We start from the raw sequence: 18073 nt of genomic DNA on the forward strand, positions 1-18073 counted from the left end.
ATCCCCATCCCCGCCCCAACGGGGCTTGGTCATCTTTGAGTAAGGTTATATAGCTTAATAAATTTTACCATCTGGCAGAGCGAAAGCTCCGGAGCATTAATAGAATAAATTTTTATTACACTATTACACCTAATGGTTGATGAAAAATACGCGCTTCCATAGATAAAAGGAAAATGTTGTAAGTATTATTGCACTTTTATTAATATGCCTTATCAAGATATTCAAGATTTACCTGATAATGTTAAGAATCATTTACCCAAACACGCTTCGGAAATATTTCTAGCTGCGTTTAATAGTGCGATAGAAGAATACGACGAAGAAGAAACAGCTTTTAAAGTTGCTTGGGCAGCAGTAAAACGCGACTATGAAAAAGGTGAAGATGACAACTGGCATCCCAAGCCAGATTAGCTGGATTTTTACACCGGGGGAATAGTGATGCTTTTATGCTAGAGCAAAGCCCTTCACGGATTGTTTTTTATTCTTACATCTTTAAAACGATTTCCAAGATGAATTTCTGAATTTTTCGAGTTAAGGATAAATTTTCTAGAAGAAATGTATTAGTTTAAATTGGAGTCGTCGAAACGTGTGGGAAAATTCAATTCGGTTTTAACAAGCCAACGGTCAATGATTTGATAGATTTGGTCAATCTGCTCGTTCGTATCCGTTGTATCTCGATACGATTCAATATGTTCGCCTTTGATATCTTCGAGAGTTACACACCCCCAATTTTTGCCCCATTGCCGCGAGCGACTTTATTGCACTCAGCCGCCGATTCACCGTTGCTTCTGCGAGTTTTTTAAAGTTAACCAAGTGTGCCTTGTACTTCAACACTAGCTCGCACACACTAACCCCATTTTGACTGGTAATTCCGCATCATTTCCAAGATGGGAGTTCGCCCCGGATTATTGAGCGGCTACATCGTATACATCGTCAATATAAAAATGTTCACAAACAAGATCAAAATAAATTTTTTCTAGTTCTCCGTTATCTTTTGTATCAAAAAGCTCTAGATCATAGGATCTTTCAACATCTCTGATTATTGTAATGACTCTAAAAAACCCTTCTTCTTTATAAGGTTGATACATCTCCCCTTTTTTTAATAGACCTGATGCAGGAATTTGAAAGCATTCTCCAATTTGAAAAGGTAGCGAAGTATAAAATTTTTTTTGTGTTTTAGTGACTTTTTTATTATTAGGCTGTTTAATAGATAATCGATACTCTAAAATCATCTTTTCTCTTCCGTAGTTTGGTTAGCTCCCCTATGGTATAGGAGAATTTGCACGCCATAGACCAATTAGGGATTTATTCCCCCCGATTGTACAACGTAAAGTTCATCTCGCATTATATGTGGAAAAGTTTATACTCCTTTAGGTATTGAGCCGAGATGCGAGGTAAATCGAAAAAGTTCTATCTCGCCGAACTGTCAAAAATTCCTATCCAACGCCATATCAAAGTTAAAGATAAAGCGTCACCAGATGACCCTACACTGCACAAATATTGGCAAGATAGAGGCACTCGGTACGGAAAAACCCGTTGGATTAAAGATTCAAAACTTTACCAAATTGCCGTCTTTAATTTATGCCTCCGGGTATGATGAAGGGTATTGCACCTACTCTACTCCTAACTTAACCAATGCTCGCGCTTTCTTAAAAGTTTGTCGTTACCGTTGTAAGCCATACTCCTACAAAGCGATCGCACTCCCTGCGTGACAAAACCCCATCGCACTCCCCACCTCAAACCAAATCTGCCAAAATATCGGTCATCGCCTTTTGCAACTTAGAACGATTATCATCATATTTCATCACCGTATCTGGTTTAGCATGGCGGCTAAATCGTTGCGTTGCCCTATAATTCCCGTTATTTTTATCCAACACCGTAGTAATAGAACTATGTCGAATCCGGTGTGGTGACATTTGTTTGGTAATCCCAGCTTGCTTACACAAAGAAGAAACTAACCTACGAATTGCTTCCCCGCTCAACCGCTGACCGTTACCGTTATAAGCAATCACTGTAAATAGCGGCTGTTTCAACTTATGCGATTTTTTACTAACAATTACCCAGTCCGCGATCGCTTCCACAGTCTTCCGGCTCAGATCGATCGCAATTTTTTGAGTACCTTTCCCCTTACCTAATATTGATAAAGTACTTGCTTGGGCGTTGAAATCCCGAAAGTCCAAGTTACATATTTCACTACGCCGCAGCGCGTTATCCCACAGCAGCCGTAAAATAGCATAGTCGCGTTTACCTTTGATTGTGGTTCTATCCACCAACGCCAATACCTTAGCAAAATCTGTAGGAGGAATCCCCGTAGTATCGCGGTAAGATTCAATATGCTCGCCTTTGACATCTTCTAAAGTATAATTACAAGCTCCCAACTTACGCCCCATCGCCGTCAGTGACTTAATTGCACTCAAACGCCGATTTACCGTTGCTTCAGATAGTCTTTTATAATTGACTAAATACGATTTATATTTCAACACCACCGCTACGGCGTGCCGCTGCTCTAAATGCAAAAATTCTAATACTAAATTTTGAGTCGGTAACTGTCCCGATATAAATAAGAAAAAATCTTTTAAATCTTTTTCATAAGCCCGCTTGGTATTGGGACTGCGCGTATCGGCTAGCAACTGTTCGATAACTTGGGGGTCTTGGTCAATACAAAAATCATCCCCAATCGTTAAAGTATACGCGGTTTCTAAGATATTGTCACTATACCGAAAAGCTGTCAGCCCTTGGAAGCATAACTAAGTAATTTAGGGGCTGAAACTCTTATTCTTACGTTAATCGATTGTCAAGAAGTCCGGCGCAATGGAAGCATAACTTGTCCCAAGACGCAAATTGGAAGCATAAAGCTATGCCTGAGTTCTGAAATTTTAATCGGTTTAGTAGTGCCTAAAATTTTGAAGTAAAAGTATTAGAACAGAGATGTTTCAGGGGTTCCAAGCTGAATAAGAGAAAATTTATCTAACCATTATTTACTGAGTTCTATAATAGCAAACTAGTGATTAATGTAGTTAAAAGTTAAGAATAGATTATCAAGAATATTCGGTAGCAAATTTAATAAAAATTAAAGCATAAATTATAACTAATAATTAGAGTAGTAACCGAAGTATTCTGCTGTCTAAATTACGATTTTTTGGGAATTTAAGATACTTAAATCAAAAAATCAGGCATTAATAGTGTAATTACATTTGAATAGACCTGTAGAGGAGCAAATACTTTAAGAAGCTATCAAATGAGTTAAAGTCAATTATTTTTATTGAGTATATGCTACCAGTATTTATGAGTTAAATAAAGAAGAAGTTTAACAATAAGGTTAAATTTAAATAACTTAAATAACCGCCGAGCAATTATAGATATATACAAGAGAATATAGGGAATCAAACTTGATTCATGTTTGTGTTGTTTATGAATGGGGTACAACCATGATGACACTTCTTGAATTCAACCAATGGTGCGTCAATCAAAATCTTTCAGATAAAGCTCGGCAAGAAATTGAAAAAATTCGCAACACACAGCCATCTCGTAGGGTGGGAAATCGATATAAAAACGTTTGTGGGCGTTATCCAAGCCGCAAAATGGGCGTAACAATCCAATTTGAATCTCACAAGGTCGAGCTTCCTTTTATCTATCAGTTGGAACATTCAGAAGATGTTTTAGAATATTATGACCAACCACCTCCTTTTAAAATTAAATATGCCTCAGCTTCCGGGCGTAATTTAGGCGTAGTAATTACTCCAGATTTTTTTGTTATTAGGTCAAGGAGTGCAGGTTGGGTCGAATGTAAAACAGAAAGAGAGCTAGAAAAGTTAGCACAAAAAAGTCCTCACCGCTATCAAATTGGTACGTCGGACAATTGGCAATCACCACCAGGGCTTGATTATGCTCAACAGTTCGGTTTTGATTTTCAAATTTGGTCTAACGCAAAAATTAATTGGACATTACAACGCAATTTAGAATTTTTAGAGGATTATTACAAAAGCGATTCAGAGTTCTTATCTGACGATAAATACAACATAATTGCATCATTAGTAGAAGCAAACCCAGGAATAACTGTTGCTAGATTATTAGATTATAAAGGAGTAGATGCTGATGATATTTATAGTTTAATAGCCATAGAAAAAATATATGTAGACTTAACAGCATATCTTTTAGTAGAAGCTTCAAAATGTCAGATATTCAAATCTCGTGTGGTCGAGAATGCGTTGAAGGCAATTATTAACTCGGAAAATTCAGACCCTCTTATTAACTATAGTGTTGAATTAATTCCAGGTACGTCAGTATTTTATGATGGAATTTGTTTAAATATTATTTTAGTTGGTCAAGATTATTTGTTACTTAGTGCTAAAGAATTTGAGACAATTGAATTGAAGATATCTAAGTTCTTTAGTTTAGTTAATTCCGGAAAAATAAAGGTAAACCCAATTAAAAACCAATCGCTTATTCATGAACAAGCGATGGAAATATTGAAACAGGCTTCCACAGAAGATTTAATTAATGCCAATCGTCGTTTCAATCTATTAAAGCCCTATTTAGATGGGGAATCAGTTAAAAATAATGTACCAAAAGGACGAACATTAAGACGTTGGCTTCAAAATTATAATCAAGCACTACAGAAGTATGGTTACGGTTATATTGGTTTAATATCCTTAAATAATCGTAAAGGTAATCATAATCGAAAATTACCTCAAGATGTAATAGAACTTTTATCAAAATTTATTACCGAAGAATACGAAAATAAAAAACAAAAAACTAAACAATCTGTTTACGCTTCATTTGTTCGTAGTTGTTCATCTTCTGGGATTCCTGAAGACCAAATTCCTAGCTATAAAACCTTTATAGACGAGATTAAAAAACGACCAAAGCATACAGAAGTAAAAAAACGCTCAGGTCATCGTGCTGCCTATGAAATGGAAGCATTTTACTGGGAATTAGAATTATCTACACCCCGACATGGTGATTTCCCATTCCACATTGCTCATATTGACCATACAGAGTTAGATATTGAATTAAGATGTTCTAAAACAGGAAAAGTTTTAGGAAGACCTTGGCTAACTTTATTAGTAGATGCATTTACAAGAAAAATTTTAGCTATTTACATCAGTTATGACCCTCCATCTTATCGTTCTTGTATGATGGTGTTAAGAATTTGTGTTCAACGTCATTCAAGATTACCCCAAATAATCATTACTGATAATGGGAAGGAATTTTATAGCACTTACTTTGAAACATTACTAGCTATTTTTGAATGTACTTTGAAAAGGCGACCACCAGCAAAACCTCGATTTAGTAGTGTCTGTGAAAGATTATTTGGAACAACAAATACTCAGTTTTTATACAATTTAGCGGGTAATACTCAAATAACCAAAAAAGTCAGATTAATGACAAAATCTGTTAATCCTAAAAATCTCTCAGTTTGGACTTTAGGATTGCTGTATATGTATATAACAGAATGGGCTTACGATATTTATGACACAACTGAGCATCCAGCATTACAAGGACAAAGCCCTCGTGAAGTTTTCTTGACAGGAATTAACCAATTCGGTAGCCGTAACAGTCGTCTAATTCCTTATGACGATAATTTCCGTATTTTAACTTTACCCACAACAAAAAAAGGTAAAGCTTTAGTTCAACCGGGTAAAGGAATAAAAATAGATAATAAATACTATTGGAATCAAACATTTCGTGACCCAAACGTCTCAAGAACCCAGGTTAATGTTAGATATGACCCATTTAATGCTGGAGTTGCATACGCTTATGTTCAAGGAATTTGGGTCGAATGTATTAGCGAATACTATCCTTTATTTAGAGGACGTTCCGAGAAAGAAATACAGTTAGCTACTGCTGAGTTAAAGAAACAAATGCAGAACCATGCGAGTTCTTATAAAATTCGTTGTAAACAATTAGCTGAATTTATGGCTAGTACTGAAGCAGAAGAAGCTTTACTAACACAACGTTTAAAAGATTTACAAAACAAAGAAGTTTTTCAAATAATGGATGGTGATTTATCAAATATTAATCCTTACAGCAATTTAGAAGATATTGAATTATCCAATCAAGATATCAAGCAAAATAATAATTCATATATAGAACATAAAGAATCTATCAACCAAGATAAACTACAGTTTTTTAACAAGTATTAGGTATTAATATATGGAAAATAAACAACAATTTCCATCTAAATATCATACAGCGTCAGCATCAGAAAAATTGGCTTATTATGACTCATATACAATGGCACATCCCTATATGGATATGGCTTTTGAAACTCTCAAGCCAATTATAAATGATTGCGGAGATTCACGGATTATTTTTATTGTTGGTCCAACAGGGGTAGGTAAAACTAAATTACGTCTATTAATAGAACAGTGGATAATTGAATCATCTTTACCTTTATTAAAAACTAACTTTGGTTATATTCCTGTTGCTAGTATTGAAGCACGTTTATTTTCTGGAGGGTTATTTAACTTTAAAGACCATCTTAAACGTTGTTTATATGCACTCGCAGAAGCACCAGAGCTAATTGAACATAAAATAAATTATGGGACTTCTGGTGTATATCATAATAAGTACGGTCAATTAATTATTAAACCATCAATTTTAGAAACTGAATTGGGATGGGCATTAGAACAAGCTTTAAAACAAAGAAAACCTAAAATTTTTTTCATTGATGAAGCTCATCATTTACTAGCTGTAGCTAGTGGAAGAAAACTAACAGATGTACCTGAAGCAATTAAATCATTAGCAAATATTACTCAAGTTTTACATGGATTAATTGGTACATATGATTTGTTAACCCTTCATGATATAGGAGACCAATTAAGCCGTCGTAGCATTTACGTTCACTTACCTCGTTATAATGCCGAATTCACAGAAGATAGAGAAATTTGGCATTCAGTAATTTGGAATTTTCAGTGTCAAATACCAACTTCAGAACCACCAGATTTTTTATCACATTGGGAGTATCTATATTCACGTAGCTTAGGATGTGTTGGAATATTAAAAAATTGGTCAAGAAACGCTCTGGGAGAAGCATTAAATGAAAATGCTTCTACTGTTACACTTAAGCATTTAGAGAAAAGGGCTTTATCAGTTGGTCAATGTCGTAATATTCTCAAACATATTAAACAAGGAGAAGCTAGATATGCAGAAATTGAAGGAAAAATAGAAGAGCTATATCAAGATTTAGGTTTACGTAGTCCACCTATATTTAGACAGAATTATCGTTTAAAATCTGAAACCAAATCTCAACAGATTGAACCAAAAAAACGAAAAAAATCAGTTGGAACTCGTAAACCAAGACGAGACTCAATTGGGAGAGACAATGCAGTTTGAGAATTTAACTTTATATCCAAATTATGATTTGTATACTCTGGATATTATAGAACGTAGTACTTTATATTTTTTAGAACCAATCAATGTTGGAACTATTGAATGTGAAAGTTTAATGAGTTATCTCATTCGTTTGGCTGAAGTTCATTGCGTTACTCCGGATAAATTAATTAAGCATAAAATTTATCCACTTTTTTGGAGACAAGAAGATTCATCGACGAAGTATAAAGGGATTATCGGTAGAACTTTTACAAATCGTTCTCATATTAAGTCACTAAATTTTAGCGGTTGGTATACATCTAAATTAGTTGAATCTCTAGAAAATCTTACAAAACGTAGTGATTTAACTTGTCTAACTATGATGTATTGGCATGAGTTAATAACTTATGTTTATTTACTTCGTGACTCTAAAGCTTGGTGTCCATTATGTTATGGCTATTGGCATCAAAAAAAACTGCCTATATACGAACCATTGATTTGGTCTTTTAAACCAGTTGCTCTATGTTCTCAACATCATTATCCTTTGATTACACAATGCCCTCAATGTAATCATAAATTATCTATAATAGCTCCTAATTCACGAATCGGATATTGCAATTATTGTGGAGAATGGTTAGGAGATGTGGATAAATATCAAGTCAAATCACATACTTCATACCACTCAGAAATTAAATTACAATCAGAGCTAATCAAGATTCTTGGTTCACTAATTGCTTTTAATAGTGAAGTATATGAGGATGAAAATAGAAGATTTTACAGACAAATTATTACTTATTTCCAACTTAAAGAATTAGAAACCTTAGAATTATCAAATTCTCAGATTTCTAAAAAACGAATACATGAATCTATGAGCTATATCAAACATACTATTGATGATTTCTGGAAGCTATCATCTAGAATCACTTCCTCCCCATTAGATATGTAATCCTGATATTGATGATAAATTATTTTTTTGATTTACAAAATTGTTTTTTTTGGAAGCATAATTTGTCCGATAGCTAATTGGAAGCATAAGTTGTCCGAAGCTGCCAAGTTATGCTTCCAGTGACATTAACGTGTAAGGATTATAGGAATTTGGAAGCATAACTTTGCCCTATTGAATTAGAAGCATAACCGTGCCAAAGCGGCAATGTTATGGTTCCAACGACAGTAAAGGTTTTGGGCGTTGCGTGGCGGCTGGTGACAGCTTCGCTACTTTTCCCCCAATTAAAATACCAGTATCATCAATAGAATTAAGCCTTACTCAAGAACGCTTACGCCGATCGCGCTACAGCTTCAACCTTGCGATGTCTGCGACGGAACTTCACTAACTTTTAGTTTAGTAGGTGCGTCCATACTTTTATCAAACAAGGTTCCCCAAGGAACTGTAATAGAGGCACTGTGGGTTTGGTTTCTGGCGTTGCTCCCTGCACCCAGCTTGCTTTCATATGCCAATGACAGACTTGATAAACTTTTGGTGGAAAACTCAAAAGAAAGATAGCTCGACGCACCCTAACCGACTCAATCAAAGCATACTTAGAACGGCACCCAGAAATCTCGGATAACTATCGAACTTGGATTTATAAAAATGTTACAGACGCTATTTACCGCGTTGTTTTCAGTATGAATGCTAGGAAACTAGCTTCCTGTTTTAAAGTGCAATAAGGATGAAATTCGTGACAATCTCGATCAATTTTGTGTTAGCCGCATTGTGTGGATTGAGGAATCAGTTTGTCAGCAAATAGACTTAGATTTTGAACCGCAAGATGCTGTGAAACGAGTAGTCGAGTTTAACTCGCTAAAAGTCATCCAACCAGTTAAGTATCAAGATATAAGTCGTTAATTTAAAGTCAGATTTTTGAATGGAACGATAACCTTGAAAAGTGGGAAAACTCACTTTTTTTGCTTTTGATTGGATGTAAAATATCAAATTTAACAAGTATTGAAAAGCTGAAATTAGAAAAATTACTCGAAATGGATGGTGGTTATGTCCTTGATTTTTCAAACAAAATTTTTCAAACACCCTCTTAAATCCTCTCAATATTTTCTCATGAATATTCCGGATTGCTATACAAACTCAGCGAAATAATGAGTAAAGAATAACTGTATTGACGATAAGTATGATTCGAGGTTATTTAATGGTTTTTTTAAAAACAATAGACTTATCTTTTAAACTTATCTTATTAAAACAGTTATTTGAATACCTTGCGTAGTGGTACGCAAATCCAGCCCTTACCATCTCTTCGTTGAGAAACTTTTCACGTCCATCGGGGAGTAAGGTAAAAACTTCCCCAACAATTCGACCATATCTATCTTGCTCAACTTGAGAAACCATCACTTGATTCCCAGCTTCTTGAATTAACTTTTGAAGATAAACGGTAGCATTATTTCCTAAATGTTGTTGACTTTCAGGTGCATCAATGCCGCAGAATCTGATTTTCATCTCTTTATTTGTCTGGCGGACAGTTATCGTATCCCCATCGGATACTTTAACAGTTAACAGTTAACAGTTATCAGTTATCAGTCACGTTTATAGAACCCATTTGGTATCTTTACATTCTCCGGTATAATAATCCAAAATGGTGATTACCAAATACACATTCAGTAATGCGATAGCGAAGCGCTGCTGCAAGCAGAACGCCCGGAAACAGCAAGTTGTGGAAGGTGCTTCGCACCTTCCACAACTTGAGTGAATTAAGGAACAATGGTCTATTCAAGCAGTTTGACGGATAAAGAGTGGGAAATTATTGAACCCCTTTTACCTAAGAAAAAGAGAACCAAACCCCCAACTTGGAGTAAGAGAGAAATTTTAGATGGGGTTCTTTATCAGCTAAAGAATGGCTGTAATTGGTGTGATTTGCCCTGCATACTTGCCTCCCTATTCAACTGTGTTTTGGCATTACAAACAGTGGAGAGAACAAGGAATAATTGAGAACATACGTTCCGGTTCTGCATGGTCAAGTACGGCAACAGGTAAAAAAAAACCAAGTGGACAACCCTAATCATTATTGATTCACAAGCGGTAAAAAATACTTGTAATGCAAGTGTAGAATCCAAGGGATTTTGTTTTTACAAATCTACAAATGGTATTAAAAGGCACTTAGCTGTAGATTCCTTGGGGTTTCCTTTTTTCACTCATTGTACGAAAGCTTCAGTATCTGATGATGTTGGATTGATTGAAATGTTATCTGACAATATTGATTATTTCAAATCTAAACCTGTCAATATTCCCAAAATCACTATTCTTCTTGACAACGGGTACCATCCCGAAAGACTAGAGCAAGAGTTGAAAAAAATTTATCCACAGATAATGACCAAGATTAGATTTGAGCTATCACCGAAACCATCTAAACTTCAGAAAGAACGAGAGGGAAAAACTGGCTTTGTTCCAGTCAAAGCAAGGTGGGTAATAGAAAGAACCAATGCCTGGATGGAAAGGTGTAAAAGTTTAGTCAAAAACTTTGAAAGAACTCTTGAACATTCTACCGCTAAAATTAATCTCTGCTTTGTCCGACTGATGCTTAAAAGATTGGCGACTAGTTAAATAGATCCCAAATGGGTTCTATAAATTGTTGATTATTCACTATTCATTATTTACTGTTTACTGTTTACTGATAACTGTTCACTGATACTGAATAACCCAGCAATGAGAAAGCACTCACCACTGGGTCAATTATTCACCTATTAAAACTAATGCCACTTAGTTTTGACAGAAATATGAAATTTTTCCTTATACCTATGCTACCAAATAATTCTCACGAAATCTCGTCTGGAAACTACATTAGCGTTCCGGCTACAGGCGATATTCCAACTCCCCAGGCAATTCAACCAACGACATATGATTATCTGGTATTAATTCCAGCAATTGTGACGGCTTTAACCCCATTGATATTAGGATTGAAAAATAAAGATAAGGATGACGAGGATAAAGAATAACTGGTAACTGGTAACTGTTAACAGAAAATTGTGTTAATCTTGCTAATCTCAAACCAAGTGCGATCAGCCGCACGGCTGCGCCGAACGCCAACTATTCCGTCAATTGGTAAACCAGTGTTTTGTTGTAGATTTCTGATGACTGTTTCTGTTTGAGAACCAAAAATGCCATCAATTGCACCACCATAGTAACCAGCAAGAGCTATACGTTCTTGCATTTGCTTAACTAATGCTCCGGTGCTACCTTTTTTTAATACAGGCATATCAACAGGTGCGCCTTTAAAAAGTGACCGCCAGGTTTTGTTGCCAACAATTCCGTCTTGTACTAAAAACATTTTGCCTTGAAACAGTTTTACTGCGTTTTCTGTTTTTGGACCAAATATACCGTCGATAACTTCAGTACCGGGATATTCGCAAGCACCATGACTGTTAAGGTATACATACATCCCGTAATCTAAAAGTAGCTGTTGTAATTCTTTTACTGTTTCACCTGTAGAACCAATTTTTAGTACTGGCTTGTTGAGTTGATTGCTTGTAGTAACTGTCATAATCTTTACCTTTAATTTGTTTACTAAGTAATTCATCAAATTAAATTAATTAGATTACGAAAAGTTTATGGTACCCACAAGGGTAATATTATTCTTCAATCAGTCCTTCAATTTGAGTTAATAGTTTTTCTAACGCTTTCTGCTTTTTGGGATTGTCCCACACCTTAGATTTTTGCAAGAGCGGTAGTGCAGTTTTATAACGTTCTTTTAGGGGATGTACTGTTGCTGCTACATTGCCGGTTGCTTTAATGCGTTCGTTGATTTGAACTAGAGATAAGTTTTTTGCGATCGCATCTTCTAACAAATCATGCCGATGATGTTCGTCTTTAACTTTGGCGATCGCACGGGCTTTGGTGTATTCGATTTTTCCAGAACGCAGCGCTTCTAATACATCTTGAGGAAGTTTGAGTAGGGGGAGACGATTTTTGACAAACGAGTCCCATTTCATTCGTCCTAGGGAGACGAATAACTCTTCAATCATCAAGCCTTGAGAATTACCCCTAACGTTAGGGGTAACTTTCCCTTTAGCTTCATTTTCCATTTTTTGCAGTAGTTTTATAGCTTCGTGAGAGCTTATATTCAAACGCATTGCTAATAGTTCTAAAATCCCTTCAGTTTCTTCTAAGGGGTTGAGGTCTTCGCGCTGGAGGTTTTCGACTAAGCGCACCTGATGAGTAATGGTGTCGTCCATATCGCGGACGATTACGGGTACTTCGGTTAGTCCTGCCATTTGGGCTGCCCTATAACGGCGTTCCCCGGCAACTAGTTCATAGTTATTATCTGGTAGGGGACGCACCAGGAGGGGTTCGAGAATACCTAGTTCTTTGATTGACGCTGATAATTCTTCTAATTTTTGTGGGTCGAAGTAGCGGCGGGGTTGATAGCTTGGTAATTTGATTTGGGCTAAGAGAATGGTGTTGGGTAATAATTGATTTTCTGGAGTAGAAGGCGCAGCGCTACCAAACAATAAGTCAACAGGTTTTTTGATAGCGGCATAGGGTTCGTTACGTTTTTTAGTCACGATTTCACTTCAAGTTTATCTAAGCTGTTGGCGATTTTTTTTAGTACGCTGACGGCGTTATGATTTTTATCAAATAATGCTAACGGTAATCGGTGTTCTGATGCATCTGCAAAAGCAATAGTTTTAGGAATTGGTGGATAAACTGTACCGATATCTGATAGTTGTTCTTGAACTGCTTTGACGGTACGCGATTCTTGAGCGGTACGGCTATCAAACATTGTGGGGACAAATCCAGCAAATTGCAATATCGGGTTTGTATGGGCGCGGACTTGGGAGACGGTATTAAGTAAAAGTTCGGTTCCTTTAAAGGATTTGAATTGGCATTGAATGGGAACCAGAATATGAGTAGCGGCAGTTAGACTAAGAATGCTAAGTAAACCCAACGATGGGGGCGAGTCAATCAAAATAAAGTCGTAGTTATCTTGAACTTTCGCGATACCTTCGGTCGGCTTCGCCAACGCATTTTTGAGACGATACTCGCGAGCGATCGCGCTAAATAGCTGCATTTCACTAGCGGCAAGATTAATGTCGGCAGGGACGAGCGCCATCCCGTGAATTAGTTCTGGGTAGATTGGTAGTGGTTTGTTGTCAACAATTGCTTGCTGAATGCTTTGTGATAAAGTATCGGGTTCTAAACCCATGAAAGTTGTTAAACTTCCTTGCGGGTCCATGTCTATTAATAAAACGCGGCGTTTTTTGAGTGCAAGGTGGTAGCCGAGGTTTTGAGTCAGCGTTGTTTTGGCTACCCCCCCGCTTTGGTTAAATAAGGCGATGATGCGAGTTTGGCTCACGATTGGTATATTGCAGTTGTATAAATATTGCTTCTAATAACGCAAAATTTTACCGCTTGATGTGGTGGAATACAACTGGGATGAGTAAGAAATTTTATAGGAATAAGTTTATTTTCGGGATGTCGAGCGATAATTTTCACTATCTCTTTTGTTTGTGAGGTTAGAAAGTTTCCATGAGTCATTTGTTAGTTATTGGTATTAGTGCAGCTTTCTATGAGAAATTGAAGTCTGGTGCCTTCCTTGGAGTTAATATATTTTTTAATGCATGATATCAAAAAAATTTCTCAATCACAGGCTAAGTAACTTAGATTTTTTCTAATTTTATTCTTAACACATCATTTAAAAGTTATGCTCCAACTCGATCCATCTGCTTTGAAAGCCCGAAATATATTAATAACTTTGTTCGTGCTGCTTTGTATTCTGGATGCAACGCTAGTGGTGATTGCACGGGATAAATGGGCGATTGGACGCATCTTACTAACAATCGTAGTGATGTATTTTGTTTTGCAGGGGCGCAAGTGGGCTTTCTATCTCTTGATGGGTATCTGTAGTTTGCTGGCTGTGCTTCTAATTGCGATGGTTTTGGTACTTGCTTCAAAGCTTTCCATCATTCTCGTTGTTGGAAGCTTAATTATGGTGGGTCTTTGCACCATTATTCCAATTTATATGGCTACTAATAAAGATTTGAATCGCTATTTATCCTTTAAGAGACAAAGTTATTCTCAATAGCTTCACACAATATCTATAGGTTGGAGCGTATGTATACATGATATATGTGAAAGTTGGAACTGTTACTTAGTAGAAGTCAATAACAGCAGCACATTCAAAACTACTACATCAATTAATTATACTGAAACTCTTCTGGCACAAGTATTTGACAAACAATCACCCACCTAAAAATCAAAAAGACGAATGCACGGACGAAAGTTTTTTGTTTATGCTGTTCATAAAGTTAAGTTGTCATTACATTTAATACATGATGATTATCGTTCATTTCTAGCAAACAGATTTTGAGGTTTTTCTCAAAAATGTATCGTAAGCTACCATTTTTTGTGATCACAAGACTTTTCGGTCTACTGATTGTCTGTATATACGGAGCAATTGCACTGCGGCTGCAAAATGTTTCACCTATCTATAAATTCACGTTTCATTTTATTAAGTGCATAAGTTGATTTCACTTGTACCCATATAACAAATAGAAGGAGGGCTTATGTTCTTAGGTTTAAAAGCCCTACTAAGCTGAGGTGATTTATGTCTACTATGGCTTTCACCACGCAATCAAAATATTGAAAATGCATCAGTTCTAGAGGTAAAGAAAGGTGAAAACAAAAATTGTTGCTGCACTTGCTGTTTTAGGCACATTCATAGGAACATTGGGAGATGATGTTCTAAGAATAGCTGGTCGTATTGCTCAGCATCAAGGAGATGATGTTGTAAGAGAAATTGGTGGTATTGCCAAGCATCAAGGAGATGATGTTGCAAGAGGAATTGGTGGCATTGCCAAGCATCAAGGAGATGATGTTGCAAGAGGAATTGGTGGCATTGCCAAGCAGCAAGGAGGTGTTATAGTACTAAATGCGAATGTTGACATTCCCCAGGCAAAAAAAAATGCCCAAGAAGCCGTCTATACTCAAGTACGCAAGGCTATTTTATCAGGAGTCAATCAAAAATCCACTGATGAACTGCTAGCAATAGCTCAGCAAGCAAATATGGAGCAATCTCGGCAAACAGGTGTCTTGTTAAATGGGTTTGCGGTAGGCATAGTTGTACGTGAAGCAACATCTGCTCCCACAGAGTAATAATCTTCTCTTAAGAAATCGCAAGGTTTGTTTACATCTATCTATAAAGGGCGACCTTTCAGGTGTCGGCGTAGCCTATCGCCACTGAACAGCTTCTGTTACTCTCAGAAAAAATTTGAATTTTGTGAATTACGTCTAATGTTAATCAAGTTATCAAACCACTATTATTACGTTGATAATTTTAGAATAGGGATTTAAGCAGGCTTCAAAGCCCTTTTAGGATAAGGTTATTTTTAATTCACATTAGGCGTGAATTTCAAAAATATTGAACAGTAAGTAATTGCGAATTTTTGATGTTTGATGTTCTGTGACCAGATTATTATCAATAAAATTAGGAATATTGCGAAAGCAAGCTATGAATATTCAAAATGAAAATTTTGAGCTTTATAATGATTACGAATCAAGAATAGAGCAATATAAACAAGAACTGGAAAAAGCAATTGAGCAAAATCCAAATAGTATTAACAGAAAAATTTACTATCAATTAAAGAATGTACAAACAGCTTTAGAACTTACAGATGAAGCCGTAGCAGTAGCTTACACTAGCTTAGGAAATGACTTAAAACAGCAAGATTATCCAAACACAGAAGTTATATCTATATTTGAAGAAGCAATTCGTATTAATTCTAAGGTCGCAGCAGCTTATACTGCTCTGGGAACTATACTCTACAAGCAAGGTAACAAAGAAAAAGCTATCAAAAAATTGGAAATAGCTAGAAGTTTATTCATGGAGCAAGGGATGGCTACTGAAGCCGATAGGATTCAGCAGTCGATTGAAGAACTGCACAAAAGTAACAACTTTTTGTCGCGTATTACAAGGTTCTTGATTAGCTCAAGAGAAATGCCTCAACAACAAGGCGATGGCCAATTAGATGAAATGAATCGACGAGTTGCGCGTATGGAAAAGCGTCCTAACAACTACTATCAAGGAGATATTGTGTCACAGAAATCAGATTACACCTTTAACAACTCAAAATTTGGTGGTGGCTTCGCTGGTACTGGGGGAACTCAGTCAGGAGGAACACTCTACGACTATTCCTCAAATCCCAGTCTAACCGAAGCAGCAACAAAAATTCAGGAACTTTTGCAGCAACTAGAAGCCACCAATCCAACTACAACCAGTGCTAATAAAAGAGCAGTTGTCAATCAAGCGATTGAGGCAATTGAGAATAATACAACCTTGAAAGCAACGGTTATTGCTGCTCTAAACGCAAGTGGAACAGAAGCGCTTAAAACCGCAATTAACCATCCGCTTGCTAAAAACATGATGTCATTTATTGAAGAGTTAGTAGATTAGTTTCAACTTATGTCAGACAAATACAATCTCAGTAACGCTAAATTCGGCGGTGGTTTTGCAGGGGACGGAGGAACTCAGAAAGGTGGAATTTTCAACGATTACTCATTTACTGATGCAGCTAACAAAACTAACACCTTTGTCAAAACAATTCTGATTCTTGCAGCCAATCCCAAAACCACCTCATCTCTACGACTGGATGAAGAAGTTCGAGAAATTGATGCTTTATTGCAACGGGCTAAACAACGGGAGCAATTTGAGATCAAGCAGCGCTGGGCTGTGCGGGTGCGGGATGTGTCTCAAGCACTTTTGGATTTTGAACCGCAAATTATTCACTTTAGCGGACACGGTACGGGAGAAGATGGTCTAGCATTGGAGGATAAAACCGGAAATGTGCAGCTAGTAGAGACTCTTGCATTGGCTCAACTTTTTAAATTGTTTGCCAAGACAATTGAATGTGTTGTTCTCAACGCCTGTTACTCAGAAGTACAAGCCCAAGGCATTGCTCAACATATTCCTTATGTTATCGGAATGAAAAAGGAAATTTCCGACAAAGCCAGCATAGAATTTGCAATTGGTTTTTACGCTGCCTTGGGAGCGGGAAAATCGATTGAGTTTGCTTATAAGAATGGGTGCAATGCTATTCAGATGGCTAAATTAGCAGAGCATTTAATTCCCACACTTAAAATTCTGTAATTTTTGAGAATCAAGAATAACCATTACTGTTTAGTCACAGTGAAAAGAAGGTGGTCGGCGTTGGTGGCGGCTTTAAATAGAACACCATGCGCCCGTGTTTACTATTCACTGTTCACTGTTCACTGATTTAATCATGGCGCTTGGCACTACTTGGCTAAATAACGGAGTATCATCACAAATTACGATAATACGCTTGTACTGCACGTTCCACTTGATGCTACTATGGAATTGCAACTGTAGCGAATCGGCTTGAGCATCGTAGAATGTCCCCATCGTGCTTTAAGCTTACACAACCTGCATTATTGCAAGTAATTTAACAAAAGTTTACAACGTGTCCTATTCTACACGTACCCCGGTGGACATCAATATTAGTAAAAAATTTGTTAACTAGTTTAGCTGAAGTGTAATCAAGATTTTATCAGTTATCAGTTATCAGTTGAAACTTATAAATTATTCATTATTCACTGTTTACTGTTCACTGTTCACTGATTTAATAGAGTTGTCACCTGATAAAACCGCTCGTTCAAAGTTTGAAGTTAAATCGGTTAAGAACCGACAAGCCTAAATTAATTTTTAAGAAGAATATATCAACATTTACGATGTCCAATATTCTTGCTCTTGAAAAAACTTTTACTTCTGCTCTTGATTTTGCTTTTTCATACTCAGCGCGATCGCTCGAA

19 protein-coding genes and 1 pseudogene are annotated in these 18073 nt (G+C 36.6%); 14 read left to right on the forward strand and 6 right to left on the reverse strand.

The features are described from left to right. Positions 1-204 precede the first annotated feature (204 nt). Positions 205-408 carry a ChaB family protein gene (locus IQ247_RS25480; protein WP_193924248.1) on the forward strand — a complete coding sequence of 68 codons (204 nt, stop codon included), beginning with the start codon at positions 205-207 and terminating at the stop codon, positions 406-408. 494 nt (positions 409-902) lie between these two features. Here IQ247_RS25480 and IQ247_RS25485 read toward each other — a convergent pair whose 3' ends face one another. Further along, positions 903-1229 carry a hypothetical protein gene (locus IQ247_RS25485; protein ID WP_193924250.1) on the reverse strand — a complete coding sequence of 109 codons (327 nt, stop codon included), beginning with the start codon at positions 1227-1229 and terminating at the stop codon, positions 903-905. 246 nt (positions 1230-1475) lie between these two features. Between IQ247_RS25485 and IQ247_RS25490 the strand changes: the two genes are divergently transcribed. Beyond that, a complete protein-coding gene (locus tag IQ247_RS25490) occupies positions 1476-1709 on the forward strand; it encodes a hypothetical protein (protein WP_193924251.1) in 234 nt (77 codons plus the stop codon). 24 nt (positions 1710-1733) lie between these two features. On the opposite strand, the gene IQ247_RS25495 is transcribed toward IQ247_RS25490, so the two are convergent. Beyond that, a complete protein-coding gene (locus IQ247_RS25495; RefSeq protein WP_228060027.1) occupies positions 1734-2627 on the reverse strand; it encodes a tyrosine-type recombinase/integrase in 894 nt (297 codons plus the stop codon). A 798-nt stretch (positions 2628-3425) separates the two neighbouring features. Between IQ247_RS25495 and IQ247_RS25500 the strand changes: the two genes are divergently transcribed. The 4 genes from IQ247_RS25500 to IQ247_RS32835 all read left to right on the forward strand — a co-directional run bounded on the left by IQ247_RS25500 (position 3426) and on the right by IQ247_RS32835 (position 8642). After that, the gene (locus IQ247_RS25500) at positions 3426-6143 is read left to right on the forward strand and encodes a TnsB C-terminal domain-containing protein (RefSeq protein WP_193924252.1); all 2718 of its coding nucleotides are present in this window, start codon (positions 3426-3428) and stop codon (positions 6141-6143) included. A gap of 10 nt (positions 6144-6153) precedes the next feature. Further along, complete coding sequence (locus IQ247_RS25505) at positions 6154-7335, forward strand: AAA family ATPase (RefSeq protein WP_228060028.1); 1182 nt, start codon at positions 6154-6156, stop codon at positions 7333-7335. After that, positions 7325-8257 carry a TniQ family protein gene (locus IQ247_RS25510; protein WP_193924253.1) on the forward strand — a complete coding sequence of 311 codons (933 nt, stop codon included), beginning with the start codon at positions 7325-7327 and terminating at the stop codon, positions 8255-8257. The genes IQ247_RS25505 and IQ247_RS25510 overlap by 11 nt, the downstream gene beginning before the upstream one ends. A gap of 190 nt (positions 8258-8447) precedes the next feature. Continuing rightward, complete coding sequence (locus IQ247_RS32835) at positions 8448-8642, forward strand: hypothetical protein (RefSeq protein WP_228060029.1); 195 nt, start codon at positions 8448-8450, stop codon at positions 8640-8642. 800 nt (positions 8643-9442) lie between these two features. Here IQ247_RS32835 and IQ247_RS25520 read toward each other — a convergent pair. Beyond that, positions 9443-9754 (reverse strand): thermonuclease family protein, encoded by a 312-nt coding sequence (locus tag IQ247_RS25520; protein WP_193924254.1) that lies wholly within the window; start codon positions 9752-9754, stop codon positions 9443-9445. A 261-nt stretch (positions 9755-10015) separates the two neighbouring features. Here IQ247_RS25520 and IQ247_RS33690 point away from each other — a divergent pair. The 4 genes and pseudogenes from IQ247_RS33690 to IQ247_RS25535 form a co-directional block, all read left to right on the forward strand. After that, a pseudogene (locus tag IQ247_RS33690) lies at positions 10016-10117 on the forward strand (IS5/IS1182 family transposase); the annotation flags it as partial. Positions 10118-10148: 31 nt separating this feature from the next. Beyond that, positions 10149-10313: a hypothetical protein gene (locus IQ247_RS32845; RefSeq protein ID WP_228060033.1), complete on the forward strand. Its 165-nt coding sequence runs from the start codon at positions 10149-10151 to the stop codon at positions 10311-10313. A 5-nt stretch (positions 10314-10318) separates the two neighbouring features. After that, entirely contained in the window at positions 10319-10855 is a 537-nt protein-coding gene (locus IQ247_RS25530; RefSeq protein ID WP_322745573.1) for a transposase, read from the forward strand. Positions 10856-11028: 173 nt separating this feature from the next. Further along, complete coding sequence (locus IQ247_RS25535; protein ID WP_228060030.1) at positions 11029-11247, forward strand: hypothetical protein; 219 nt, start codon at positions 11029-11031, stop codon at positions 11245-11247. A 17-nt stretch (positions 11248-11264) separates the two neighbouring features. Here the strand turns inward: IQ247_RS25535 and IQ247_RS25540 are convergent, their stop codons facing one another. The 3 genes from IQ247_RS25540 to IQ247_RS25550 form a co-directional block, all read right to left on the reverse strand. Continuing rightward, positions 11265-11792 carry a peptidoglycan-binding domain-containing protein gene (locus tag IQ247_RS25540; protein WP_193924258.1) on the reverse strand — a complete coding sequence of 176 codons (528 nt, stop codon included), beginning with the start codon at positions 11790-11792 and terminating at the stop codon, positions 11265-11267. Between the two features lie 88 nt (positions 11793-11880). After that, positions 11881-12813 carry a ParB/RepB/Spo0J family partition protein gene (locus IQ247_RS25545; RefSeq protein WP_193924259.1) on the reverse strand — a complete coding sequence of 311 codons (933 nt, stop codon included), beginning with the start codon at positions 12811-12813 and terminating at the stop codon, positions 11881-11883. Next, a complete protein-coding gene (locus tag IQ247_RS25550; RefSeq protein ID WP_193924261.1) occupies positions 12810-13604 on the reverse strand; it encodes a ParA family protein in 795 nt (264 codons plus the stop codon). Before IQ247_RS25550 ends, IQ247_RS25545 begins: the two co-directional genes overlap by 4 nt. 348 nt (positions 13605-13952) lie before the next feature. Between IQ247_RS25550 and IQ247_RS25555 the strand changes: the two genes are divergently transcribed. The 4 genes from IQ247_RS25555 to IQ247_RS25570 all read left to right on the forward strand — a co-directional run bounded on the left by IQ247_RS25555 (position 13953) and on the right by IQ247_RS25570 (position 17393). After that, a complete protein-coding gene (locus tag IQ247_RS25555) occupies positions 13953-14333 on the forward strand; it encodes a hypothetical protein (protein ID WP_193924263.1) in 381 nt (126 codons plus the stop codon). 590 nt (positions 14334-14923) lie between these two features. Continuing rightward, positions 14924-15403: a hypothetical protein gene (locus tag IQ247_RS25560; RefSeq protein ID WP_193924265.1), complete on the forward strand. Its 480-nt coding sequence runs from the start codon at positions 14924-14926 to the stop codon at positions 15401-15403. Positions 15404-15758: 355 nt separating this feature from the next. After that, positions 15759-16700, forward strand: coding sequence for a tetratricopeptide repeat protein (locus tag IQ247_RS25565; protein WP_193924266.1), 942 nt, complete (start codon positions 15759-15761; stop codon positions 16698-16700). A gap of 9 nt (positions 16701-16709) precedes the next feature. Beyond that, entirely contained in the window at positions 16710-17393 is a 684-nt protein-coding gene (locus IQ247_RS25570; protein ID WP_193924267.1) for a CHAT domain-containing protein, read from the forward strand. The last annotated feature ends 680 nt before the right edge of the window (positions 17394-18073 follow it).

It is taken from the genome of Plectonema cf. radiosum LEGE 06105 (genome assembly GCF_015207665.1).
GTDB lineage: Bacteria > Cyanobacteriota > Cyanobacteriia > Cyanobacteriales > Nostocaceae > Rivularia > Rivularia radiosa_A.